23 protein-coding genes are annotated in these 22,708 nt (G+C 68.4%); 4 read left to right on the top strand and 19 right to left on the bottom strand.

Annotation, left to right across the window (positions count from 1 at the left end; translation table 11 throughout):
- Positions 1-23: 23 nt before the first annotated feature.
- The 3 genes from hsaC to hsaA are packed head-to-tail and all read right to left on the bottom strand — an operon-like array spanning position 24 to position 2,976.
- Positions 24-929: an iron-dependent extradiol dioxygenase HsaC gene (gene hsaC / locus FB390_RS03370; protein WP_141807629.1), complete on the bottom strand. Its 906-nt coding sequence runs from the start codon at positions 927-929 to the stop codon at positions 24-26.
- 2 nt (positions 930-931) lie between these two features.
- Positions 932-1,813, bottom strand: a complete 882-nt coding sequence (gene hsaD / locus FB390_RS03365) for a 4,5:9,10-diseco-3-hydroxy-5,9,17-trioxoandrosta-1(10),2-diene-4-oate hydrolase (RefSeq protein WP_141807628.1) — start codon at positions 1,811-1,813, stop codon at positions 932-934.
- Complete coding sequence (gene hsaA / locus FB390_RS03360; protein WP_141807627.1) at positions 1,813-2,976, bottom strand: 3-hydroxy-9,10-secoandrosta-1,3,5(10)-triene-9,17-dione monooxygenase oxygenase subunit; 1,164 nt, start codon at positions 2,974-2,976, stop codon at positions 1,813-1,815. The genes hsaD and hsaA overlap by 1 nt, the downstream gene beginning before the upstream one ends.
- A 198-nt stretch (positions 2,977-3,174) precedes the next feature.
- On the opposite strand from hsaA, the gene FB390_RS03355 reads away from it, so the two are divergent.
- Positions 3,175-4,395 (top strand): 3-ketosteroid-9-alpha-monooxygenase, oxygenase component, encoded by a 1,221-nt coding sequence (locus FB390_RS03355; RefSeq protein ID WP_141807626.1) that lies wholly within the window; start codon positions 3,175-3,177, stop codon positions 4,393-4,395.
- On the top strand, positions 4,395-4,727 hold the full coding sequence (locus FB390_RS03350; RefSeq protein WP_141807625.1) for a hypothetical protein: 333 nt from the start codon (positions 4,395-4,397) through the stop codon (positions 4,725-4,727). Before FB390_RS03355 ends, FB390_RS03350 begins: the two co-directional genes overlap by 1 nt.
- 64 nt (positions 4,728-4,791) lie before the next feature.
- Here FB390_RS03350 and FB390_RS03345 read toward each other — a convergent pair whose 3' ends face one another.
- Positions 4,792-5,202, bottom strand: a complete 411-nt coding sequence (locus FB390_RS03345; protein ID WP_141807624.1) for a cupin domain-containing protein — start codon at positions 5,200-5,202, stop codon at positions 4,792-4,794.
- A gap of 32 nt (positions 5,203-5,234) precedes the next feature.
- Complete coding sequence (locus FB390_RS03340) at positions 5,235-6,278, bottom strand: saccharopine dehydrogenase NADP-binding domain-containing protein (RefSeq protein ID WP_185756931.1); 1,044 nt, start codon at positions 6,276-6,278, stop codon at positions 5,235-5,237.
- A gap of 96 nt (positions 6,279-6,374) precedes the next feature.
- On the opposite strand from FB390_RS03340, the gene FB390_RS03335 reads away from it, so the two are divergent.
- Positions 6,375-7,292, top strand: a complete 918-nt coding sequence (locus FB390_RS03335; RefSeq protein ID WP_141807622.1) for an AraC family transcriptional regulator — start codon at positions 6,375-6,377, stop codon at positions 7,290-7,292.
- Positions 7,293-7,376: 84 nt separating this feature from the next.
- Here the strand turns inward: FB390_RS03335 and FB390_RS03330 are convergent, their stop codons facing one another.
- The 3 genes from FB390_RS03330 to FB390_RS03320 are packed head-to-tail and all read right to left on the bottom strand — an operon-like array spanning position 7,377 to position 9,596.
- On the bottom strand, positions 7,377-7,781 hold the full coding sequence (locus FB390_RS03330) for a hypothetical protein (protein ID WP_141807621.1): 405 nt from the start codon (positions 7,779-7,781) through the stop codon (positions 7,377-7,379).
- A complete protein-coding gene (locus tag FB390_RS03325; RefSeq protein ID WP_141807620.1) occupies positions 7,781-8,998 on the bottom strand; it encodes an FAD-dependent oxidoreductase in 1,218 nt (405 codons plus the stop codon). The genes FB390_RS03330 and FB390_RS03325 overlap by 1 nt, the downstream gene beginning before the upstream one ends.
- Positions 8,985-9,596 carry a TetR/AcrR family transcriptional regulator gene (locus FB390_RS03320; RefSeq protein ID WP_141807619.1) on the bottom strand — a complete coding sequence of 204 codons (612 nt, stop codon included), beginning with the start codon at positions 9,594-9,596 and terminating at the stop codon, positions 8,985-8,987. Before FB390_RS03320 ends, FB390_RS03325 begins: the two co-directional genes overlap by 14 nt.
- A gap of 162 nt (positions 9,597-9,758) precedes the next feature.
- On the opposite strand from FB390_RS03320, the gene FB390_RS03315 reads away from it, so the two are divergent.
- Positions 9,759-10,940 carry an NAD(P)/FAD-dependent oxidoreductase gene (locus FB390_RS03315; RefSeq protein WP_141807618.1) on the top strand — a complete coding sequence of 394 codons (1,182 nt, stop codon included), beginning with the start codon at positions 9,759-9,761 and terminating at the stop codon, positions 10,938-10,940.
- A 756-nt stretch (positions 10,941-11,696) separates the two neighbouring features.
- Here FB390_RS03315 and FB390_RS34810 read toward each other — a convergent pair.
- The 11 genes from FB390_RS34810 to FB390_RS03265 form a co-directional block, all read right to left on the bottom strand.
- On the bottom strand, positions 11,697-11,915 hold the full coding sequence (locus FB390_RS34810; protein ID WP_425465892.1) for an MmyB family transcriptional regulator: 219 nt from the start codon (positions 11,913-11,915) through the stop codon (positions 11,697-11,699).
- 145 nt (positions 11,916-12,060) lie between these two features.
- Entirely contained in the window at positions 12,061-13,152 is a 1,092-nt protein-coding gene (locus FB390_RS03310; RefSeq protein WP_246124226.1) for an NAD(P)/FAD-dependent oxidoreductase, read from the bottom strand.
- Positions 13,153-13,326: 174 nt separating this feature from the next.
- The gene (sigJ, locus tag FB390_RS03305) at positions 13,327-14,271 is read right to left on the bottom strand and encodes an RNA polymerase sigma factor SigJ (protein ID WP_141807617.1); all 945 of its coding nucleotides are present in this window, start codon (positions 14,269-14,271) and stop codon (positions 13,327-13,329) included.
- A 27-nt stretch (positions 14,272-14,298) separates the two neighbouring features.
- Entirely contained in the window at positions 14,299-15,051 is a 753-nt protein-coding gene (locus tag FB390_RS03300; RefSeq protein ID WP_141807616.1) for a DUF427 domain-containing protein, read from the bottom strand.
- Between the two features lie 83 nt (positions 15,052-15,134).
- Positions 15,135-16,376 (bottom strand): MFS transporter, encoded by a 1,242-nt coding sequence (locus FB390_RS03295; RefSeq protein ID WP_141807615.1) that lies wholly within the window; start codon positions 16,374-16,376, stop codon positions 15,135-15,137.
- Positions 16,373-16,840 (bottom strand): MarR family winged helix-turn-helix transcriptional regulator, encoded by a 468-nt coding sequence (locus FB390_RS03290; protein WP_141807614.1) that lies wholly within the window; start codon positions 16,838-16,840, stop codon positions 16,373-16,375. Before FB390_RS03290 ends, FB390_RS03295 begins: the two co-directional genes overlap by 4 nt.
- Positions 16,841-17,036: 196 nt before the next feature.
- Positions 17,037-18,083, bottom strand: a complete 1,047-nt coding sequence (locus FB390_RS03285) for an acyl-CoA dehydrogenase family protein (RefSeq protein WP_141807613.1) — start codon at positions 18,081-18,083, stop codon at positions 17,037-17,039.
- Positions 18,080-19,111 carry an acyl-CoA dehydrogenase family protein gene (locus tag FB390_RS03280; RefSeq protein ID WP_141807612.1) on the bottom strand — a complete coding sequence of 344 codons (1,032 nt, stop codon included), beginning with the start codon at positions 19,109-19,111 and terminating at the stop codon, positions 18,080-18,082. Before FB390_RS03280 ends, FB390_RS03285 begins: the two co-directional genes overlap by 4 nt.
- Positions 19,108-20,250 (bottom strand): acyl-CoA dehydrogenase family protein, encoded by a 1,143-nt coding sequence (locus FB390_RS03275; RefSeq protein WP_141807611.1) that lies wholly within the window; start codon positions 20,248-20,250, stop codon positions 19,108-19,110. The genes FB390_RS03280 and FB390_RS03275 overlap by 4 nt, the downstream gene beginning before the upstream one ends.
- The gene (locus tag FB390_RS03270) at positions 20,250-21,146 is read right to left on the bottom strand and encodes an enoyl-CoA hydratase (RefSeq protein ID WP_141807610.1); all 897 of its coding nucleotides are present in this window, start codon (positions 21,144-21,146) and stop codon (positions 20,250-20,252) included. Before FB390_RS03270 ends, FB390_RS03275 begins: the two co-directional genes overlap by 1 nt.
- Positions 21,146-22,705, bottom strand: coding sequence for a FadD3 family acyl-CoA ligase (locus FB390_RS03265; RefSeq protein ID WP_425465840.1), 1,560 nt, complete (start codon positions 22,703-22,705; stop codon positions 21,146-21,148). Before FB390_RS03265 ends, FB390_RS03270 begins: the two co-directional genes overlap by 1 nt.
- Between the last annotated feature and the right edge of the window lie 3 nt (positions 22,706-22,708).

Genomic DNA, 22,708 nt, shown 5'->3' with positions numbered 1-22,708 from the left:
CACAGGCTCGCTCACCCCGTCGGTCATTGCTGGCGCTGGCCCACCGTGAAGTCGTGGCCCCACAGGCTCACGGCGGTGGACTCCCTGGCGATCCAGTCGTGGTCGTCGACTTCCAGACCCTCGCAGCCGAATTCGACATCGAAGCCGCCGGGCGTCTTCATGTAGAACGACAGCATCTTGTCGTTGACGTGCCTGCCGAGGGTGGCCGACATCTTGACCTTCTTGCGCAGCGCGCGATCCAGGCACAGGCCGACGTCGTCCGCGTTCTCCACCTCGAGCATGAGGTGGACGATGCCGCTGGGAGTCGGCATCGGCAGGAAGGCCAGCGAGTGGTGGCGCGGATTGCAGCCGAAGAACCGCAGCCAGGCGGGTTCGCCGTCGGCGGGACGGCCGACCATCTGCGGTGGCAGCCGCATCGAGTCGCGCAGACGGAAGCCGAGCACGTCGCGGTAGAACTCCAGCGCGGCCTTGTCGTCGGAGGTGCTGAGCACCACGTGGCCGAGACCCTGCTCCTCGGTGACGAACCGGTGCCCGTACGGGCTGACCACCCGCCGGTGCTCCAGCGCGACGCCGTGGAACGCCTCGAGCACGTTGCCGGACGGGTCCTCGAAGCTGATCAGCTCGTAGACGCGCCGATCGGCCTTCTCCGCCGCGCTGCCCTCCTTGTAGGGCACGCCCGCGGCTTCCAACCGATTCCGGATGTCTTGCAGCTCTTCGGCGTTGGCCGTCTCCCAGCCGGAGACCTGCAACCGGTCCTTCTCACCGGGGACGATGACCAGCCGGGCCGGGAATTCGTCCATCCGCAGGTAGAGCGCGTCCGGGATGCTGCCCTTGCCCTCAATCATGCCCAGCACCTTGAGGCCGTATTCGCGCCAGGCCGCCATATCGGTGGCCTCGATGCGCAGATAGCCGAGCGATCGAATGCCCATGTCTACTTCTCCTTGCCGGAGCCGGACAGGAAGTCCGTTGCCAGCCGGTTGAATTCGTGGAACTTCTCCAGCTGCGCCCAGTGGCCGCAGCCGCCGAACACGTGCAGTTGCACCCGCGGGATCATCTTGGTCGCGATGATGGCGCCGTCGAGCGGGTTGACCCGGTCCTCCCGGCCCCAGATCAGCAGCACCGGCTGGCGCAGCTTGTAGGCGTCGCGCCAGAGCATGCCGAGCTCGAAATCGGGTCCGGAGAACGATTTGCCCATGGCGCGAGTCGCGGCCAGCGCCTCGGGGGTCTTGGCCGATTCGAAGCGTTCGTCGATCAGTTCCTCGGTGATCAGCTTCTGGTCGAAGACCATGATCCGCAGGAACGCCTCGAGGTTCGCCCTTGTCGGCTCGAAGTTGAAGCGGGAGAGCAGCTTCACGCCCTCGGTCGGGTCCGGCGCGAAGGCGTTGAGGCTCAGCCCGCCCGGGCCCATCAGCACGAGCTTGCCCGCCCGGTCCGGGTAGTCGAGAGCGAACCGGACCGCCGCGCCGCCGCCGAGCGAATTACCGAGAATGTGCACCCGGTCGGTGATCTGCAGGTGGTCGAGCAGATCCTTCAGCGCCGACGCCGAGTGCGCGAAGTACTGCGGATGCTCGACCGGCTTGTCCGACTTGCCGAAACCCGGCTGATCCACCGCGAGCACATGGAAATTCTGCGCCAGCACGGGGATGTTTCGTGCGAAATTCGACCAGGACGACGCGCCGGGGCCGCCGCCGTGCAGCAGCACGATCGTCGGCCCGTTGCCGCTGCCCGCCTCGTGGTAGTGCAGCCGCAGGTCCGGCCGCACCTGCGCGTAGCGCGAGGTCGATTCGTAGGTGAGTTCCACCGTCGAGGTCATCACACCATCCCGTCGGTCACCGGAAGGCCGAACTCGTGGGTGCCGTACATGACGTACGCGCGCTCGGGATCGTTGGCCGCGTGCACCCGGCCCGCGTGCGCGTCGCGCCAGAAGCGTTGCAGCGGAGTGCCGTTGGCGAGCGCGGTCGCGCCCGAGGCTTCGAAGAGCTTGTCGATGGAGGAGATCGCCCGTCCGGTCGCGCGCACCTGGTCGCGGCGGGCGCGGACCCGCAGGTCGAACGGAATCTCCTTGCCCGCCACCAGCAGCGCGTATTCGTCGGCGACGTTGCCGGAGAGCTGACGCCACGCCGCGTCGATGTCGCTGGATGCCTCGGCCACACGGACCTTGGTGAACGGGTCGTCCTTGGCCTTCTCGCCCGCGAAGGCCGCGCGCACCCGCTTGCCCTGGTGCTCGACGTGCGCGGCGTAGGCGCCGTAGGCCATGCCGACGATCGGCGCGGAGATGGTGGTGGGATGGATGGTGCCCCACGGCATCTTGTAGACCGGGTCCGGGTTCTGCTCCAGGCCGGGCGACTTCAGCTCGCTCATGGCGCGGAAGCTCAGGAACCGGTGCTTGGGCACGAAGACGTCTTCCACCACAACGGTGTTGGAGCCGGTGCCGCGCAGGCCGACCACGTTCCACACGTCGTCGATGCGGTAGTCGGTGCGTGGGATGAGGAAGCTGCCGAAGTCCACCGGCTTGCCGTCCTTGATGACCGGACCACCGAGCACCGCCCAGGTGGCGTGGTCGGAGCCGGAGGACCAGGCCCACGCGCCCTTGACGATGTAGCCGCCGTCCACCACGGTGCCCGCGCCCATCGGAGCGTACGAGGAGGAGATACGTACCTCGGTGTCCTCGCCCCACACGTCGACCTGCGCCTGCTGGTCGAACAGCGCGAGGTGCCAGTTGTGCACGCCGACGATGCCCGCCACCCAGCCGGTGGAACCGCACGCGCTGGCCAGCTTGCGGACGGTGTCGTAGAAGACGACCGGGTCGGCGGCGTATCCACCCCACTGCTTGGGCTGTAGCAGTCGGAAGAAGCCGGTCTCTTGGAGCGCCTTGATCGATTCGTCGGGGATGCGCCGCAGGTCCTCGGCCTCCTGCGCGCGCTCACGCAGTGTCGGCAACAGCGCTTCGACCCGCTCGGTCACTTCTTGCGTCATCTCGGGACCTGCTCCTGCCTGGTCGGATTGGTAACCGGTACTCATTTGTCTCTGAGACTAGAACAGGTTCTTATTTCTGTCGAGAACCGGCGTTCATCGCAGGTCGCAGATGGACATGCGCAGGAAGTGACCCGAATCGCTGGCATGGAGCACGACATTTTTGTAACGTGTTCTAGTACAGAAGGAGGAGGAAACGCGATGGCAGTTACCCCCAAAGGGAGCGGTGGCAAGGTCAGGGAGCTGGATGTCGGCTCGGTGCCTACCCGCTATGCGCGGGGATGGCATTGCCTCGGCCTGGCCAAGACGTTCCGGGACGGTAAGCCGCACGCGGTGAACGTGTTCGGTACCAAGCTGGTGGTCTGGGTCGACAGCGCGGGCGAACTGCGGGTGCTCGACGCCTACTGCAGGCACATGGGCGGCGACCTGAGCATGGGCGAGGTCAAGGGCGACGACATCGCCTGCCCGTTCCACGACTGGCGCTGGTCCGGCGTCAACGGCAAGTGCAGCTCCATTCCTTACGCGCGGCGCGTTCCGCCGCTCGCGCGCACCAGGAAGTGGACCACGCTGGAGCGCAACGGTCAGCTGTTCGTCTGGCACGACCACGAGGGCAACGAGCCGCCGCCGGAGATCACCATCCCGCACATCGAGGGCCCCTACACCGACGCGGACGGCAACCCGACCGACCAGCTCGACAGCGGCTGGACGGACTGGACGTGGAACTCGATGCTCATCGAGGGCGCGAACTGCCGCGAGATCATCGACAACGTGGTCGACATGGCCCACTTCTTCTACATCCACTTCGCCTTCCCGACGTACTTCAAGAACGTCTTCGAGGGGCACATCGCCACCCAGTTCCTGGAGACCAAGGGCAGGCCCGACATCGGCATGGCCTCCAAGTACGGCGGCGACACCTTGCTGAAGTCCGAGGCCTCGTACTTCGGCCCCTCGTACATGATCAACCCGCTGATCAACATCTACAGCGGTTACGAGGTCAAGAGCGTCCTGATCAACTGCCACTACCCGGTGACGCAGGACTCGTTCGTGCTGCAGTGGGGCATCTCGCTGGAGAAGCCGAAGGGCGTCGACGGCGAGATGGCCGACAAGCTGGCCGAGAAGATGACCGAGGGCATCAGCGTCGGCTTCCTGCAGGACGTCGAGATCTGGAAGCACAAGTCCAAGGTCGAGAACCCGCTGCTGTGCGAAGAGGACGGCCCGGTCTACCAGCTGCGCCGCTGGTACGACCAGTTCTACGTGGACGTCGCCGACGTCACCGAGAAGATGACCCAGCGCTTCGAGTTCGAGGTGGACACCACCAAGGCGAACGAGGCGTGGGAGGCCGAGGTCGCGGAGAACCTGCGTCGCAAGCACGAGGCCGAGGCGGCCGAGCAGGCGACGAAGGAAGCCGAGGCAGGCGTCTGATGGCCGCCACCTGGGCCAAGGCGCCGGACTTCGCCGATCAGCCCGCGCGGCGGGCGGCGGTGCAGGCCCAGACCGTGGTCGACAAGCAGCGCTATCTGGAGGAGGGCCTGACGCCGTTGCGGTGTCAGGCCTGCCGGAGCGAGGTGCTGGTGCGCAAATCCAGCTCGCACCAGACCTCGGTGCAGTGGACCGAGCCGCCCGAAACGCACTGCCCGGTCTTCGCCGAGCTCGCCGCGTCGGGCGGTCGCCCCGGTCGTCCCGAGACCTGTCCGCAGTTGGAGAAGACCATCAAGTGGGCGGTCGACGAGGGCGTGATCGAGGTTCCGAAGTAAGTTCCGCTCGCATTCGCTCGGCCCGGGCGTTGGACTGCGGGGCTTCGGGACGACGGGCGGCAGCTCAGTCGAGCCGGAAGTCCGCGAAGTCGAAGCCCGGGGCGACGATGCAGCTCACCAGGACGTACTCGTTGCCGAGCGGCCGCGCGGCCTGGCTGACACCGCCGGGGACCACGGCCTGCAACAGCTGACCGCGCTCGACATCGGGCCCGAGGACGATCTCCTCGCCGCCGATGTCGAGCGCGAGCGGTCCGCCGCGGTGCCAGAGCCACAGCTCGTCCGACCGCACCGTGTGCGGGGCCGAGCGCTCACCCGGCATCAGCAGAAAGTGGATCGCCGTCGCCGCCGCGCGCGTCCCCGGATAGCCCTCGGGCGTGAATTCCACAGGGCTGCGCCAAGTTTGGCGATACCACCCGCCCTCGGGATGCGGTTGCAGATCCAGGGCGATGGCGAGTGCGGGCCGGTCGTCGGTCATGACCCGACTCTATGCCCCGTCGCCGTGGGGCTTCAGGATTCCTCGATGCGCCAGGTGATGCCGAAGCGTGCGAGAGCGTCGAGGAATTCGGCGGGCTCGAACGCTTCGGCCGGAGCCAGCGCGCCCGGCTTCGCGGCGCCTGCGGCCAGTCTGGTCGCGATCTCGACGGCGAGCAGGGCGGAATCGCGGTAGGAGTCGACGCCATCGACCACGCCGCGCACCACTTTGCCGCCGCCGTGCGCGTCCACGATCACTTCGTAGCGCAGGTCCGAACTCGGCTCGTCCGGGATCTGCTCGATGAGTTCCTCGGTGAAAGAGCCGAGCGTACCGAGAATTTCGGCGGCGAGGACGCCCTCCACCGACGCGACCTCGGTGTGCCGTGGGACCGTGAGCACGGGCGGCTGCGGGAACTTGCCGACGGCCGTGGGCGCGGTGTCTCCCGGGAAGGTCATCTCCGGATGCCGCGCGGGACCGGTGCGCAGCTCACCGTCCGCGAAATGCCAACCGCCGCTGCTGAACCAGTCGAGGCTGGCGAACACCGTCTTGGCGCTGCCTTTCGAGCCGTTGCCCCCGCTCTTGCTCAGGTGGCTGATGACGATCTCGGCCGGGCCGCTCACCCGGCGCGCGACGAGATTGGCGAGCAGGTCGCCCGCGATGTTGTTGTCGGTGATACCGGAAATAACTGTGACACCGGCTGTTTCGGCCGCGGTGGCGTAATCGTCGAAGACCTTCTTCAGGAACAGCTGTTCGCCGGAGATGTCGGTGTAGTGCGCGCCCGCGGCGATGGCGGCCGCGAGGACCGGTTCGCCGTTGCGCACGTAGGCGGAGAGGCTGCTGATCACCACGTCGGCGCCGGTGAACGCGGCGACAAGGGCGGCGTGGTCGCTGAGGTCGGCGACGCGGATCTCGGCGTCGGTCAGGCCCGCGGCTTCGGCGGCGGCGCGCATGCGATCGGCGTTGCGGCCCACCAGGATCGGGGTGTGGCCGCGGCGGTGGAGTTCGGCGAGCAGGTAGCCGCCGGTGTGGCCGGTGGCGCCGTAGACGGCGATGGTGGGGGAGGTTGTCCGCTGTGTCATAGGTATGAACTTATGAGTCCACTGCGAGCAAATGAATGGCTGAAATGCTCGCATTCATGTCTTGAACGCTCACTAGTTGAGCGTATGGTTGCTGTCGTGGACATACTCAGCGAGACCATAGCGGCCATTCGCACCGGCAATCCGGCGTCCGGCTTGTTCATCAGGCACGCGCCGTGGGGTCGCCGCTATCCGGTCGTGCCCGGAGCGGGGTTCCACGTCGTGCTGCGCGGATCTTGCTGGGTCGTTCCGCCGGAAGGTGAGCCGATCGCGCTCGGAGTCGGCGATGTGCTTTTCATGCCGCGCGGCGCCGATCACGACCTGGTCGACAACCTCGAGAGCGCGGTGACCGAAACCGCCCGGCCCGGTGAGCCGCGGGAGATCGTCGGGCCCGGGGTGCGCACCGAACTACTCTGCGGCGCATACGAACTGGGTCGAGCGCGCTCCCACCCGCTGCTCGACGAACTGCCGGAGTTCATCCACCTGCCCGCCCGCCCCGGCCGTCATCCCGCGCTGCGCGGTGCGGTGGATCTGCTTGCCGCCGAGATCGCCGAACCGAGCCAGGGCAGCGACGCCGCGGTGCCCGCGCTGCTGGAGACCATGCTGCTGTTCATCCTGCGCGCCTGGTTCGACGAACAGGCCGACGCCCACCCCACCGGCTGGGCCGGCGCGTTCGCCGACCCCGCCGTCGCCGCCGCCCTGCGCGCCGTCCACGAAGACCCGGCTCGTGCCTGGACCGTCCCCGACCTCAGCGACATCGCCGGCGTCTCCCGCGCCACCCTGGCCCGCCGCTTCACCGCCACCGTCGGCGAACCCCCGCTCTCCTACGTCACCCGCTGGCGCCTCCTCACCGCCGCCCGCCTTCTCCGCGACACCGACGCCCCCCTGCACACCATCGCCCGAAAAGTCGGCTACACCTCCGAATTCGCCTTCGCCAAGGCCTTCAAACGCGAATACGGCCAGGCCCCAGGCCACTACCGCCGCAACCCAACCCAGCCCGCGGTGATCGCGGTGTGAATTTCCTCGACGAGCCGCACGCCACCGGTGGTGACGTTCGACGCGCCTGCGACTTGTTCGGGCTCGGCATCGCCGGCGCGACGTCTAGGTAACGTCGGAAACCGGGCCTTCGAGATCGAAGATCGGGATTCTCCGTTCATCACCCAGACGCGAGACCGATAAGAGCCACTCACCGTATGGGAAGTCGCTGAAGATTTTTAGGATTCGTCCTTCGCGGGTTACCACGTACAAGTCCCGTGCGAATCGAACGCCTTGGAGACCGACGTCGACCACTTCATCGCCTATGAGATCTTCCAGGCCGTAGTGTGACGATCCCTCCCTCGCAAGACCCGGTGAAACGATGATCTCGGCGCCTTCGGTCACCCGCCAGCTCGTATTGATGCGCAGTCGCCAACGATCCCCCTGAAGGCAAATACCATCAGTATCTGCTTCAACGGCGGTGATACCGAGCGGAAGAAACCGTCGGATCTCCTCCAGCACCGACTCCATCACGGCTCCACTTTGTCGGCGATATGTTCGGGACGGATGCCGAGTCCGATGAATCGTCCGGTGGCGCGGCGCAGAATCGGTAGTGCTCGGAACACTCGGAAGATCGGGGGCACATGGGCTGTGGTGTCGTCGCCGAGACTCTTGGGGTAGAGGTCGCGAAGGATGGCCAGCTGGAACAGTTGGGTGAGTTTCACCGGTAGCTCGCGGCGAGCTTGGACGCCGGCGAGATCGTCGTCGGACAGGCTGTGGCCCAGTAGTTTCGGGCCGAGGATGTTCGCGGTCGCGACCGCGTCCTGGATGGCCAGGTTGATTCCGACCCCGCCTGCTGGGGACATGGCGTGTGCCGCGTCGCCGATGCACAGCAGGCCGGGGCGGTGCCAGGTGTCGAGTCGGTCGACCCGGACGGTGAGTTGATGGACATCGTCCCAGGTGCCGAGTTCGTCTACCCGGTCCGCCAACGCGGGCGCGAGTGCGCTGATTCGGTGCCGCAACTCGCCGATTCCGAGCGCCCGGAGTTCGGGGTAGGTATTCGTGGGAATGGTGTAGGCGATCTGCCAGTAGTCGCCCCGGTCGATGGCGACCAATGCTCCTTTGCCGCCTTGGAAGAATTCCACGTGATCGGTGGCTCTGCGGGACAACCGGAACCACAGCACGTCCATGGGCGGTGAACCCGCGACGGCGCGCAGGCCCGCTCGGTCGCGCAGGCGCGAGTGCCGGCCATCCGCGGCGACGACGAGGTCGGCGCGGATCTCGATGATCTCGGTCTCCGTGTTCGCCCGGACGCCGACGACGCGACCCTCGTCGATGAGCAGATCGCTGGCTTCGGTGCGCCGCAACAGTGTGAAACCGGGGAAGCCCGCGGCCTTGGTCGCCAGGAAGTCGAGGAACTCCCACTGCGGCATGAAGGCGATGTAGGGACTGCGAACCGGCAGTTTCCGGAAGTCGGCGAACGTCACCGGAGTGCCGCCGACCGCGACGGTGACCCGGTCCATCTTGGTGTGCGGAAGCCGGTGGAACTCCTCGAGCCAGCCCAGTTCGTGGATGAGTTCCTGCGTCGAGGGGTGGATCGTGTCGCCGCGGAAATCCCGGAGGAAGTCGGCGTGCTTCTCCAGCACCGCGACCTCGACCCCTTGCCGAGCGAGCAGGGTGCCGAGCATCAACCCGGCAGGTCCGCCGCCGACGACACAGCACTGCACGCGCAATTCACGAACCTGCATTGTCTTCGTTCCCTTCCGTGGGCGTATCGGCATCGGATCGAACAAGCCCGTGCAGCACGAGGCCGGCCAGTTCTTCGACGTCGATGACGAGGCCGGAGCTGTGCGCGACGGCAAGAGGTGCGAACAGAGCGGTGGCGATCGTGCGCGGATCGTGTGCGCGCAATTCGCCGGCCTCGACTCGTGAACGCAGATATTCCGCCAGCGCCGACTGTCCCTCGGTGAGGAACTCCGCGAACGCGGTCCGCACCGGCTGATGTGAACGACCGGCGGCGAGGAACAGTGCGACCAGCTTGGCGTTATCGGCGAGCAGGGTGTCGAACTTCCGCATCACCTGCGGAACGACCTCGACCGCCGAACGCCCTCCCGCCTGCGCCAGCGATTCGCGCAACTGCTGCGAGAAACCCCGTTCTCGCAGCAAGGCGATCACCAGATCCTGCTTGCTCGCGAAGTAGTGATACAGCAGGCCCGGTGTCACCTCCGCCGCGGCCGCGATGTCCTTGACCGAGGTCCCATCGATTCCTTTCGCGGCGAACGCGTCCAATGCCGCGTCCAGCAACCGCTCGCGTCGCCATTCGGCCTGCTCTCGCCTGCTGCCCATGTGACCCACCTGATTGACTAAACGTTCATTCAATGAAAGAGGCTACACCTGCCGGGCGGTGATCTGCCTGTGGCGCGAATCACAGCGGCGGATCGTCACGTTCTTCGGGGCTGCCTTGTCCCATAGCCGACCCCAACGAACGAGCCCCGCAGGGAGCACGCGATGAGCACCAACAACACCCACGAGATCGTTGTCCTCGGCGCCGGCTACACCGGCCTGATCGCCACGGCTCGGCTGGCCCGCTACACCCGCAAGCTGAACACCCGCATCACCCTGGTGAACCCCTCGCCGCGCTTCGTCGAGCGGCTGCGGATGCACCAGGTCGCCGCGGGTCAGGAACTGACCGACTTCCAGATCCCGGAGCTGCTCGCGGGCACCGGGGTGGAATTCCACCGGGCCGCCGCCACGGCGATCGATACCGCCGCCCGCGCCGTCACCCTCGACGACGGCGCGGTCCTGCACTACGACCGGCTGGTCTACGCACTCGGCAGCACCACCGACACGAGCACCGTTCCGGGCGCGGCGGAACACGCCTGGACACTGAACGATCCCCTTCTGGCGCACCACTTCTCGCGGCGGCTGCCCGAGATCGCCGCCGCGGGCGGCACGGTCACCGTCTGCGGTGGCGGGCTCACCGGGATCGAGGCAGCCGCCGAAATCGCCGAGGCGCATCCAGGTCTGACCGTCGAGCTCGTCAGCGCCGCCGAACCCGGCTCCATGATGGGCGAGAAGGCTCGCGCCTATCTGAACCGTGTCCTGGACCGGCTCGGTGTTGTGCGCACGGTCGGGGTGAAGGTCACCAAGGTGCTGCCCGACGCCGTGCGGTTGGACACCGGCGAACTCGTCGCCTCGGACCTGATCCTGTGGACCACCGGCGTGCGCGTATCGCCGCTCGCCGCCCAGGCCGGAATCGCCACCGACGCAAAGGGTCTCATCATCACCGACCCCACCCTGCGCTCGGTGTCGCACCCGGAGATCCACGCCATCGGCGACGCCGCCCTGGTGCGGCAGGCCTGGGGACAGCTGCACGGCACCTGCCAGAGCGGCGTCGTCACCGCCGACTACACCGCCGCGGTCATCGCCCGGCTGGTGCGCGGAAAGACCGTGAAGCCCTTGCGATTCGGCTACTTCCACCAGCCGGTGAGCCTGGGCCGCAAGGACGCGGTCATCCAGTTCACCAACGCCGACGACACCCCGAATCGGTGGTACCTGAAGGGCAAAGCCGCGGTCGTCTACAAGGAGCAGGTCAGCGGCACCCCGCCGGTGGCCGCCAAACTGAGCCGCTACGTGAAACTTCCGGTGCAGCTGTCGAAGGGCGGACGCGCCACCCGTAAGACCGCATGACGATCCGAAGTCCTGGGCCGAGGAACCACTGGGTTCCTCGGCCCGCTGGACGTCCGGGCTGAACCGTCTCAGCTCCGCCCGCGCCACCCGCTCCCGCTGCGAAGCGGTTGATGCGGCGCGTCGAAATGCCTGCGACGAAGGGGTTCAGGCCGACACGACGCGAACGGGAACGCTGCCCGCGCCGAACCGGTGATGGCGGTGGCGATCTCCCCGATGTCGGCAGGGGTCAGCTCGAAGGCTCCCGCGCCGATCCAGCCGTCCACCTGGGCAGCCTTGCGCGCGCCCACGATCGCCCCGGAGACGCCGGGCCAAGCGAGCGCTCAGGCGATAGCCACCTCGGCCACGGTGCGCTCATGGCGTTGCGCGATCGGCCGCAGTGCCTCGGCGGGCCGCAGATTGGCGGTCGGGTCGGTCGTGAAGTAGTGGTGGGCCCTTGCACCGATCCTCGGTGGGCAGACCGGCCACACGCTCAGCGGACGAACTTTCCGGCGAGCAGGCCGGATTGCAGTGGCGAGTACACGATCACACCGGTCTCATGCGCGCCCAGGCGAACTCAGCGGCGGACGACCGGTTGGTCGCCGAGAACGGCACCAGCGGGGTGGCGTTGGGCGACACGGCGCCGAAGCCGCCGCCGGCCTACTCCAGCGATTCGCCGGTGTCGGGATAGTGCATCTGATACAGGCGATGTGGTCGGCCCTCAGCCACCGCAGGGAGTCCTCGACCTCGCGGCGCACGGACCCCAGCCCGAGGACTGCCTCAAAATGCGAGTGCTTTCTCGGCGGGAGATCCCTCCACCGCGCTGTGGACGACCAGGAAAAGGTCGGGATGGTGTGGCAGCCGGGGCGTTTCGTAGGTCGATTCGATCTCGCCGACCAGCGGATGCCGGTATCGGTGGCTACCGTGCGCCGGGGCCATGATGTCGTGCTCGGCCCAGATCTCGCGGCACTCTTGGCTTGCGGCCGACAGTTCCTCGATCAGTACAGCTTGGGCAGTAGCAGGGGCAGACGGGCGCGCCGTGTCCGGCGCTGCCGTCTGTGGGAGGTCAGGCCGAATTCCTCCGGGCGGAGCCTGGCGCGCCGCGATCGGAGGAACTCGTCCAGTTCGGTATGCCGATCGAAGATCACGCGGTGGTCACGGTGGTCTTCGGAGCCCCGGTGATGCGGCGGCGGCGCGACGGGAGCATCGACGTCGGATGCGAGATGCTCCAGGCCGCGGACTTGCAGATCAGTTCCTTGAGGCGTGCGGCCGCTGTGCCGGTGAGGGCGGACGGCTTGGGCTGATCGTCGGGGGTGACCCACTGCACGATGGCGTCGCGGCGGCCGAGGCTGATGCACTGACCGGTGTAGCCGATCGAGTTGCGGGGGACCTCGCGGCCGGTGAGACGTGCGGCGATGGCGTCGGCCGCCTGGTAGGCCGTCGGGACTCCCGAGGCGCAGGACATGCGCAGCGGATCGCCGCTCGCCCCGGGCGCGAATGCGGCGTCGCCGATGGCGTATACGTCGGGGTGCGAGACCGACCGCATCGTGTCGTCGACGACGATCTGCCCGGTCTCGGAAACCCGCAGGGTCGTGGCCGCGGCGAGGGGATGCACGGCGAAACCGGCCGTCCACACCGTGACCTGGGCCGGGATCGTGCGGCCGTCGGCGGTGCGCGCGCCGGTCGCCTGAACGCCCGCGATGTCGGTGTGCTCGTGCACGGTGATGCCGAGCCGGTCGAAGGCCTTGCGCAGGTGCCGCTGGGCCTTCTCGCTCAGCCAGTCGCCGAGGACGCCGCGGGCCGCGAGTGCGACCTCGAGGTCCGGGCGGGCTTCGGCGATCTCGGTGACCGCTTCGATGCCGGTGAGGCCACCGCCGACGACCAGCACGGACGCGCCGGCGGCGAGCTCGGCCAGGCGGTCCCGCAGCCGCTGCGCGGACTGCTTGCCCGCCAGGTCGTAGGCGTGCTCGGCCACGCCGGGAACGCCGAAGTCGTTGACGGCGCTGCCGAGGGCGTAGACGAGGGTGTCGTAGGCGATCTCGCTCGGGCCGTCGGCGTCGACGACATCGACGATCTTGCGTTCGGCGTCGACGGCGGTCACCCGCGCCAGCCGAACTCGCACGCCCGTGCCGGCGAAAACGTCGGTCAGCAGGCGGCGCTTCAGGTCCTGACCGGTCGCCAGCTGATGCATCCTGACCCGCTCGACGAACTCCGGATCGGCGTTGACGAGGGTGATCTCGGTGTCGGCGGGGTGCAGTCGCTTGGCAAGGCGACCGGCGGCGTGGCTCCGGCGTATCCGGCCCCGAGAACGACGATGCGGTGGGTCATGATCTCACTCCTGTCTGGGTGGTGTTCGCTACCTGAACCGGACAGCGGCCCGAACCCTGACAGAAGTGAGATGTGATCTAGCTCACCAATTCTCGACGAGGGGTTCCCCGTGCTCGGAGGCGACCCAGTGGCGTGTGGCGCGTTCGAGCTTGGCCGGGTTGCCCTGGGTGTGAATGGCCGCGATCCCCTCGGTGGTCACCTCGAGGGCGATCACGCCGACGACCCGATCGCCGACCACGATCACCACCGCGGGCACGCCATTGACCAGCGCGGCGAACATGTCGGCACGACCGCCGATCATCGCCCACTTGTCGGCGGAGGGTTCGAAAAGGCGGCGCAGGAATCGCGCGACCCGCAGTGCGCCCGTGATCGGCTCCGGCAGCGACACGACAACGCCGCCGCCATCGCCGACGCTGATGGTGTCGTCGGTCAGCAGCCGTACCAGCGAGTCGGTGTTGCCGCTCAGTGCCGCGGCGAGGAACTCCTCGACGATCTTGCGGGCGGCGGCCTCGTCGACCGCAACGCGAGTCCGGTCGGTGGCCACATGTTGCTTGGCCCGTCGGTAGATCTGCTGACAGTTCGACTCGGACAGGTCGAGTACCTCGGCGATCTCGCCGTGCGAGTACCCGAACGCCTCGCGCAGCACGTACACCACGCGTTCCTTGGCCGACAGTCGCTCCATCAGCGTGAGCATCGCGATCGAGACCGATTCCCGCTGCTCGACGGTGTCGGCAGGCCCGAGCATGCGGTCCGAGGCGAAGACCGGTTCGGGTAGCCACTGGCCCACGTAGGTCTCCCGCTTCGCCCGCGCGGAGGTGAGCCGGTTGAGGCAGATGTTGGTGAGCACCTTCGTCAGCCACGCGTCCGGCGTCTCGACGAATTCGCGGTCGGCGACCTGCCAGCGCAGAAACGTATCCTGCACCGCGTCCTCGGCGTCGCTCGCCGAACCCAGCAGGCGGTACGCGATCGCTTCCAAACGCGCCCTGGCATTTTCGAAAACCTCGACCTCGTGCGTACCGACCAGCATGGACCGAAGTCAACCACGTCGCCGAGTTCAGCTGAAGGGGGAGCGGGGGCGTTCTTCGAGGACGCCGTCGATCCAGACGTCCACCTTCTCGTTGTAGAAGCAGGCCAGGCCCGCGATCTTCTGGCTCTCGGGGAGCGGCGTGCGGTAGATCCAGGCGATGTCGGGGTATTCCTTGTCGCCGATGCGGACGGTCCAGTAGTCGGCGGTGCCCTTGTAGGGGCAGCGGGAGTGGGTGTCGGAGGGCTGCAGGAGGTCCAAGCGCACGTCGGTGAGAGGGAGGTAATAGCGTGCGGGAAGGCCGGTTTCGAAGAGGATGCGCGGGCTGTGGGAGTCCGCGACGACGACGCCGCCGATCTCGACCCGGATGTGCCGGGAGCTGGCGAGGATGTCGACGCGCGAATACGGGTCGCGCGGGTGGACGTACACCGGCTCGTCCTCCTCGAACCACTCGCCCATGGCGTCCCAGTCCAGCCGGACCAGCTCGTTCAGTTCCGGTAGCGGGGAATCGTGGTAGCGCAGCGCACCGCCCGGCGCGGTGACGCCGTCGACGATCACGTCGTAGATCGTGGCCTCGCCACGGCTGGGGGAGTGGGTGGTCTCGCCGTTCGGCTCGAGTTTGGCGTGCACGTCGGCGACGGGAATGTAGTAGGTCGGGTAGTAGGGGATCTCCCATACCAGCACCGGGCGGTCCGTATCGGCCACCAGGTGCCCGCCGAGATAAGCCCGGACTCGCTTCTGGCTGGTCGCGACCTTGACGCGGCCTCGCTGCTCTTCGGTCATACCTCTCGACGGTACGCCGAACGGGTGACATGTTCCGCAGGCCGAACGGGCCCCGCCGCAGGGGCCCGTTCGACGCCGAAATCTCAGTCGCCGACGGTGATCGCCTGCGCCTCTTCGATCGAGTGCGGCGCGGGATCGTGCTCGTCGATGTGGGCGAGCGCGGCGCGTCCGACGACGAGCACCAGCACGGCGGCCGCGGTGCACGCGGCGCCCACCCAGAACGGCAGCGCGATGCTGTGCTCGCCGAGCTTGCCCGCCAACCACGGCGCGGCGGCGCCGCCCGCGAACCGAACGAAGCTGTAGGCGGCCGACGCGGTGGAACGCTCCACCGGCGCGGAGATCATCACGGCCTCGGTGATGAGGGTGTTGTTCACGCCGAGGAACAGGCCGGCGAGCACCGTGCCGACGATCAACACCGTCTTGTTCTCCGCGAACAGCGCCATCACCGCCAGGTCCGCGGCGAACAACCCGAGCGCGAGACCCATCATCGGCAGCGTCCCGAACCGGCGCTGCAAACCGGGCGCCAGCAAGACCGAAGCGAGCGCGAGCAGAATGCCCCAGCCGCAGAAGATGAACCCGATCGCGTAAGTGCCCATGTCCAGCGGGAACGGCGTGTAGGCGAGCAGGGTGAAGAAGCCGAAGTTGTAGAGCAGCGCGGTGATGCTGACGGTGAGCAGCCCGCGGTGGCGCAGCGCCTGGAACGGCGCGGCCAGCGAGGTGCGGTGCTCGGGCTTGGGGCCCTCGGGCAGCAGCACGACGATGCAGACGAACGCGATCGCCATCAGCACCGAGACGCCGAAGAACGGTCCGCGCCAACTGATTCCGCCCAGTACGCCGCCGACCAGCGGGCCGGTCGCGATGCCGATGCCGAGCGCCGCCTCGTACAGGATGATGGCGCGCGCGACGCCGCCGCTCGCCGCGCCGACGATGGTGGCCAGCGCGGTCGCGATGAACAGCGCGTTGCCAAGACCCCAGCCCGCGCGGAAGCCGACGATCTCCCCGACGGTGCCGGACATGCCCGCCAGCGTCGCGAAGACCACGATGATGGCCAAGCCCGCGAGCAACGTCTTCTTCGCGCCGAAGCGGCTGGACACGACGCCCGTTATCAGCATCGCAATGCCCGTCACCAGCATGTAGCTGGTGAACAGCAGCGAGACCTGCGACGGCGAGGCGTGCAGTTGCTCGCCGATCGGCTTGAGGATCGGGTCGACCAGGCCGATGCCCATGAAGGCGATGACGCTGGCGAAGGCGACCGCCCAGACCGCTTTCGGCTGTCTGGTCGATGCCGGCGCTCCGGTGCCGGCGCGGGTGATTACGGTGCTCATCGGTGTTCCCTCGACGGATCGTGCTGGGGAGCGGCCTTTTTCAGCGCTTCCAGCAGTTCGTTCAGATCGGTTTCCATTCGCGCGAGTCGTTCGACGTCGAAATCGGCGAGCCGAGAGGCCATGGCCGTGCCGTAAGCGGCACGGGCTCGGGCCAGTCGCTCGCGTCCGGCCGGGGTGAGGTCGACGACGACCGCCCTCGAGTCCTCGGGGTCCTTGGTCCTCGTCGCGAATCCGTCCTCGACGAGCCTGCCGAGCAGCGCCGTTGCCGCCGGTTGGGAGCATCGATCGATCCTGGCGAATTCGCTGACCCGCACCGCGCCGTGCTCGTCGAGGACGGCAAGGGCCCGCAGCGCGGCTCGCGGCAGATCGTCGTCGCCGATCACCCCGGCCAGCCGGGTCAGCCTGCCCGCGGTGACGAGGAGATCGACCACGATGTCGGCTGTCGTCTCGGGAGCATGCTGCACCCAAATATTATTACATAAGCTAACTATCTATTTTCCGTGAGATAGCCCACCGCCCTCGGCGTGCCTCGGCCGAGCTGCGCACCGCGACCGGCAGGGCAGCGTTGCGGCATGGCCGAGAGAACCGCACCAGAGCTACCTGGCAACACGAAGGCCCCGGCGAGTCGAGGACTCACCGGGGCCTTGGGGGTCGGATGCGCTAGGTGTGCGCCAGCGGCCGGTGCGGCGTGCCGAAGAGCTGGGCGTCGCCGTGCGCGCGCTTGAAGAACAGGTGCGCGTCGTGCTCCCAGGTGATGGCGATGCCGCCGTGCAGTTGCACGGTCTCGGACACGATCTCGGTGAGCGCCTCGGAGCACTGCGTCCGCGCGACCCACACGTCCTCGGCGGCCGACGGCAGCCCCTCGGCGACCGCGGTGGTGGCGGCGTACGACGCCGACTTGGCCGCCTCGAGCAGCACGTACATATCGGCCATCCGGTGCTTGAGCGCCTGGAAACTGCCGATCGCGCGCCCGAACTGCACCCGGGACTTGGTGTACTCGACCGTCATCTCGAGGCACTGCTCGGCCGCCCCGACCTGTTCGGCGGCCACCGCGGCCCACGCGATCTCCCGCAGCCTCGTCGCGACAGCGAGCGGATCGCCGGTGCCGAGCTTGCGCGCGGCGATGCCCTCGAAGCCGATCTCGGTGAGCTTGCGCGTCGGGTCCATGGTCGCGACCGGACGCCGGGTGATCCCGGCGGCGCCCGCCTCGACCTCGAACAACCCGCTCGCGGTGACCACGATCAACGTATCGGCATGCGCGCCGTCGAGCACGTAATGTGCTGTGCCGGTGAGCTTCTCGCCGTCATCGCGGACTCCGGGCACGTCCCAGCCGGTCTCGCTCGCCCAGCACACCGCGAGCGTCGTCGTACCTTCCGCGACGCCGGGCAGCAGCCGCGCGCAGGCGTCCTCGTCGCCGGAGAGCAGCACGGCCTGCGCGCCGAGCACGGCCGAACCGAGCATCGGCACACCCGCCAAGGTGCGGCCCAATTCGGTTACCACCAGCAGGGATTCGACCAACGAGGCGCCGAACCCGCCGTACTCCTCTGGCACGGCGAGCGCCGCGACACCGATCTGCTCGCAGAGCAGCCGCCACAGCTTCGGGTCGTAGCCGAGTTCGGTGTCCATCGCGGCGCGCACGGCGTCGCGGCCCGCGTGTTTGGCGAGCAGCGCGCGCACCGAGGCGGCGAATTCCTCGTGTTCCCTCATGCGGTGCCCCTGATCGCTCGGTCCCGGACCGCCTCGTCGCGCAGGGCGCGGGCAATCCTGGCGCGGTGCAGGTCCGGCGTGCCCCACGCGGCGCGCAGCGCGGTGACCTTGGTCAGCCACAGCGACAGGTCGTACTCGGCGGTGTAGCCGATCGCGCCGTGCACCTGCAAGGCGGCCCGCGCGGCGGTGTGCGCGGCGTCGCCGCAGGCCAGCACCGCGGCCGACACGTCGCGGCTGCGGGTCGGCTCGCCCATGGTGAGCGCGGCGCGGTAGAGCAGCGGCTCGGCCAGATCGAGCGCGATCAGCACGTCGGCGAGTTTCTGCTTCACGGCCTGGAATTCACCGATCGGCTTGCCGAACTGCTTGCGCTGCTTCGCGTATTCGGTTGCGGCGTGCAGCAGGGCACGACCGGCGCCGAGCAGCTGGGCGGCGGCGGCCAGCGCACCGGTGTCGAACGCCAGCGCGCCCGCCTCCAGCACCCGGTCGTCGTTGGCGACCAGCTCGGCGGCCGTCACCGCGAACAGCTTCCGTGCGGGGTCCACCGAGCGGATCGCCGCGCCGCGCTCGCCGAGGAACACCTGCGCGCCGTCGACGAGCAGCGTCACGTCGGCGACGTCGGCGTCCAGCGCGACCGGATCTACGCCGGGGGTGGCGAAGGCGACCGTGCCCAGCGCGGTGCCCTCGGCGAGCCCGGGCAGCCAGCGCTCGGCCGCCGCGGAATCCGAGAGGGATTGCAGCAGAACGGGAATCGCGGCGGCGGTCTCGACCAGCGGTCCAGGGGCCGCGGACCGGCCGATCTCGACGAACGCGACGACGAGATCGATCGGATCCGCGCCGACACCGCCGTGCGCCTCGTCGACCGCGAGGCCGAGCACACCCGAACCGGCGAGCTGCTGAATCAGCGCGCGACCCGGCCGCGAGTCACCGCTCGCCCAGGCGCGCACCGCGGTCGGCGTGCGTCCGGCGTCCAGCAGTTTGCGCACGCTGGCCGCGAAATCGATCTGTTCCGGACTGAGCGCGAATCTCATCGGCTACTCCCTCTCGGCAGGCCGAGAATTCGCTCGGCGATGATGTTGCGCTGGATCTCGTTGGTACCGGCGTAGATCGGGCCGGACAGCGAGAACAGGTAGCCGTCGGTCCACGGCCCGGACCGTTCGCCGGTCGCGCCGAGCACGTCCAGCGCGGTCTCGTGCATGGCGATGTCGAGCTCGGACCAGAACACCTTGGTGATCGAGGATTCCGCGCCGAGCTTGCCGCCCTCGTTCAACCGGGTGACGGTGCCGAAGGTGTGCAGGCGGTAGGCCTCGCTGCCGATCCACGCGTCGACAACGGCGTCGCGCTGGGCGGTGTTGGTGCGGTCGCCGCTGTCCAGCCACAGGTCGACCAGTCGTCGGGCGGTGGCGCTGAACCGGCCGGGGCTGCGCAGCGAGAGACCGCGCTCGTTGCTCGAGGTGCTCATGGCGACCCGCCAGCCCTCGCCCGGCGCGCCGATCACGTCGCGGTCCGGCACGAAGACGTCGTCGAGGAAGATCTCGGCGAAACCGGGCTCACCGTCCAGCTGCGGGATCGGCCGCACCGAGACGCCGTCGGCGGTGAGCGGGAACATCACATAGGTGAGTCCCTTGTGCCGCTCCGCCTCCGGATCGCTGCGGAAAAGGCCGAAGGCCCAGTCCGCGAAGGCCGCTCGCGAACTCCACGTCTTCTGACCGCTGAGCAGCCAGCCGCCCTCGGTGCGCCGCGCCGTCGACCGGATGCCCGCCAGGTCGCTGCCCGCCTCGGGCTCCGACCAGGCCTGCGCCCAGATGTCGTCGCCGCGCGCCATGCGCGGCATGATGCGGTCGAGCTGCTCGGGGGTGCCGTGCTCGAACAACGTCGGCGCGAGCAGGAAGATGCCGTTCTGGCTGACCCGCCCCGGCGCGCCCGCGGCGTAGTACTCCTGCTCGAACAGCACCCATTCCAGCAGCGAGGCGTCGCGCCCGCCGTACTCCTTCGGCCAGGAGACCACCGACAGCCGCGCGTCGGCCAGTTTGCGCTCCCAGTCGCGGTGCGCCTCGAACCCGGCCTTCGTGTCCATCGAAGGCAGCGGTGTCGAGGGTTTCTCGGCGGCCAGGAATTCGCGGACCTCCCGCTGGAATTCCTGTGTCGCCTGGTCCAGATCCAGATCCACTACGTCGTCCCGTTCTGTTCGGCCGTGCTCGCGCTGGCCTTCATCGTCTTGGCGTTCATGCCGCCCAGTGAGTCCGCGCCGACCTCGGCGTTGTGCGCGTGCGCGAAGTGGTGCAGCCCGAAGACCGAATCCATGCCGGTGCGCATGCCCATCAGGTCCTCGGCCTGGTTGACGGCCTTCTTGGTGAGCGCGAGACCGAAACGCGGCATGGCGGCGATCTTCTCGGCCAGCGCCATGGTCTCGGCCTCCAGTTCGGCGCGCGGGACCACCCGGTTGACCATGCCCCATTCCTTGGCCTGCGCCGCGCCGAAGCGGTCGCCGGTGAACAGGAACTCCTTGGCCGCGCGCGGTCCCATCACCCACGGGTGCGCGAAGTACTCCACACCCGGAATGCCCATGCGCACCACGGGATCGGAGAAGAACGCGTCCTCGGAGGCGACGATCAGATCACAGACCCAGGCCAGCATCAGCCCGCCCGCGATGCAGGCGCCCTGCACCATGGCGATGGTCGGCTTGGGCATCTCCCGCCAGCGGCGGCACATGCCCAGGTAGACCTCGGACTCCCTGGCGAAGCGCTGGTCGCCGCCCTGCTTGTCGACGTGGTCCCACCACAGCGTCGCCTTGTTCTCGTAGCGCACGTGGTGGTCGCGACCCGGAGTGCCGATGTCGTGCCCGGCGCTGAAGTGTTTGCCGTTGCCCGCCAACACGATCACGCCGACCTCGTCGTCCTCGACGGCTCGTTGGAAGGCGGCGTCGAGCGCGTAGGTCATCACCGAGTTCTGCGCGTTGCGGTAGTCGGGCCGGTTCATCGTGACGATGGCGACCCGCCCGCGCCGCTCGTAGGTGACGACCTCGCCTTCGTCCGGCACCGAGCCGTTCTCCGGTTGGTCTGGCATTACGACTTCTCCTCACGTAGTTGACGCTTGAGCACTTTCCCGGCGGCGCTGTAGGGCAGCTCGTCGCGGAATTCGACGAAGCGCGGCACCTTGAAATTCGCCAGCACGGTGGTGGCGTGGGCGAGCACCTGGTCCTCGGTCAGCGCCGAGCCGGGCTTGCGCACCACGTAGGCCTTGCCGACCTCGCCCATCCTGGTGTCGGGCACGCCGACCACCGCCGACTCGGCCACGCCGTCGAGCCGGGCCAGCGCCTGCTCGATCTCGGCCGGATAGACGTTGAAGCCGCCGGAGATGTACATGTCTTTGAGCCGGTCGGTGATCCGGAGATAGCCGCGCTCGTCGAGCGTGCCGATGTCGCCGGTGTGCAGCCAGCCGTCCGCGTCGATGGTCTCGGCGGTGCTCTTCGGATCGTCCAGGTAGCCGAGCATGACGTTGGGGCCGCGCAGCAGCACCTCGCCCGCGTCGCTGAGCTTCAGCTCGAAGTCGGCGATCGGCCTGCCGCAGGTGGTCGCGATGGTCTCGGCGTCGTCGTCGGGGCGGCACATGGTGCCGAACCCGGCGGCTTCGGAAAGGCCGTAAGCCGTGAGGACGACGGCGAATTCGAGCTCCGACCGCATCCGCTCGACGAGCACGACCGGCACCGTCGCCCCGCCGGTGGCCGCCACCCGCAGGGTGCTCAGGTCGTAGGAGTCGCGGTCCGGGAAGTCCAGGATCGTCTGGTAGATCGTCGGCGGGCCGGGCAGCACGGTGATCTTCTCCTGGCCGACCAGCCGCATCGTCTGCGGCACGTCGAAGGTGGCCTGCGGGATGATCGTCGCGCCGGTGACAAGGCACGCGAGGATGCCCGCCTTGTAACCGAAGTTGTGGAAGAACGGGCTGACGATGAGGTAGCGGTCGTCGCTGTTCAGCGTTGCGCACTCGGCCCATGCCCGCACCACCGACAGCGCCTGCCGGTGCGCGACCAGCGTGCCCTTGCTGCGACCTGTGGTGCCGGAGGTGAACAGGATGTCGGAGATGTCCTCGGCGTCCACGGCGGCGGCGCGCTTCTCGGCGTCCTCGACCGGGATGGTCTCGGCGATCACCGGGAGATCCGACCAGTTCAGCACGGCTTCGTCGCCGCTCGTCACCTCCCCGCCGGGCTCGACGGGGATCACGACGATGGTGGGAATGGCCAATTCCGGTGCGGCTGCACGCAGTTCCGCGAGGCGGTCGCGGCCGAGGAAGGTCCCCGCGATGAACAGCGCCTTCGCGTCGACCCTGGACAGCACGTCCGCGGCCTCGTCGGCGACGTAGCGGGTGTTCAGCGGCACCATGGCCGCGCCGGCGTAGTGCGCGGCCAGCGCGGCGACCACCCAGTGATAAGTGTTCGGCGCCCACATGGCCACCCGGTCGCCGGACTGCACGCCGCGCGCGATCAGCGCGCGCGCCGTCTCCTGGACCGCGCCGAGTAGCTGGGTCCAGTCCAGACGGACGTCGCCGTCGGCCAGTGCCGGGGCGGCGCCGAAGGTCCGCGCGGCATCGTGCAGGGCCATTGGTGTCGTTTGTGCAGGGGTTGTCACGGG

This window comes from Nocardia bhagyanarayanae (assembly GCF_006716565.1).
GTDB classification, from domain to species: Bacteria; Actinomycetota; Actinomycetes; order Mycobacteriales; family Mycobacteriaceae; genus Nocardia; species Nocardia bhagyanarayanae.
The sequence above is the reverse complement of the archived record's forward strand: the minus strand, read 5'-3'. Positions and strand labels throughout refer to the sequence as shown.

Excerpts from the sequence above, each read along its gene's own strand:
- hsaC (WP_141807629.1), bottom strand. The coding sequence starts at position 929 with ATGGGCATTCGATCGCTCGGCTATCTGCGCATCGAGGCCACCGATATG.
- hsaD (WP_141807628.1), bottom strand. The coding sequence starts at position 1,813 with ATGACCTCGACGGTGGAACTCACCTACGAATCGACCTCGCGCTACGCG.
- hsaA (WP_141807627.1), bottom strand. The coding sequence starts at position 2,976 with ATGACGCAAGAAGTGACCGAGCGGGTCGAAGCGCTGTTGCCGACACTG.
- FB390_RS03355 (WP_141807626.1), top strand. The coding sequence starts at position 3,175 with ATGGCAGTTACCCCCAAAGGGAGCGGTGGCAAGGTCAGGGAGCTGGAT.
- FB390_RS03350 (WP_141807625.1), top strand. The coding sequence starts at position 4,395 with ATGGCCGCCACCTGGGCCAAGGCGCCGGACTTCGCCGATCAGCCCGCG.
- FB390_RS03345 (WP_141807624.1), bottom strand. The coding sequence starts at position 5,202 with ATGACCGACGACCGGCCCGCACTCGCCATCGCCCTGGATCTGCAACCG.
- FB390_RS03340 (WP_185756931.1), bottom strand. The coding sequence starts at position 6,278 with ATGACACAGCGGACAACCTCCCCCACCATCGCCGTCTACGGCGCCACC.
- FB390_RS03330 (WP_141807621.1), bottom strand. The coding sequence starts at position 7,781 with ATGGAGTCGGTGCTGGAGGAGATCCGACGGTTTCTTCCGCTCGGTATC.
- FB390_RS03325 (WP_141807620.1), bottom strand. The coding sequence starts at position 8,998 with ATGCAGGTTCGTGAATTGCGCGTGCAGTGCTGTGTCGTCGGCGGCGGA.
- FB390_RS03320 (WP_141807619.1), bottom strand. The coding sequence starts at position 9,596 with ATGGGCAGCAGGCGAGAGCAGGCCGAATGGCGACGCGAGCGGTTGCTG.
- FB390_RS03315 (WP_141807618.1), top strand. The coding sequence starts at position 9,759 with ATGAGCACCAACAACACCCACGAGATCGTTGTCCTCGGCGCCGGCTAC.
- sigJ (WP_141807617.1), bottom strand. The coding sequence starts at position 14,271 with ATGCTGGTCGGTACGCACGAGGTCGAGGTTTTCGAAAATGCCAGGGCG.
- FB390_RS03300 (WP_141807616.1), bottom strand. The coding sequence starts at position 15,051 with ATGACCGAAGAGCAGCGAGGCCGCGTCAAGGTCGCGACCAGCCAGAAG.
- FB390_RS03295 (WP_141807615.1), bottom strand. The coding sequence starts at position 16,376 with ATGAGCACCGTAATCACCCGCGCCGGCACCGGAGCGCCGGCATCGACC.
- FB390_RS03285 (WP_141807613.1), bottom strand. The coding sequence starts at position 18,083 with ATGAGGGAACACGAGGAATTCGCCGCCTCGGTGCGCGCGCTGCTCGCC.
- FB390_RS03280 (WP_141807612.1), bottom strand. The coding sequence starts at position 19,111 with ATGAGATTCGCGCTCAGTCCGGAACAGATCGATTTCGCGGCCAGCGTG.
- FB390_RS03270 (WP_141807610.1), bottom strand. The coding sequence starts at position 21,146 with ATGCCAGACCAACCGGAGAACGGCTCGGTGCCGGACGAAGGCGAGGTC.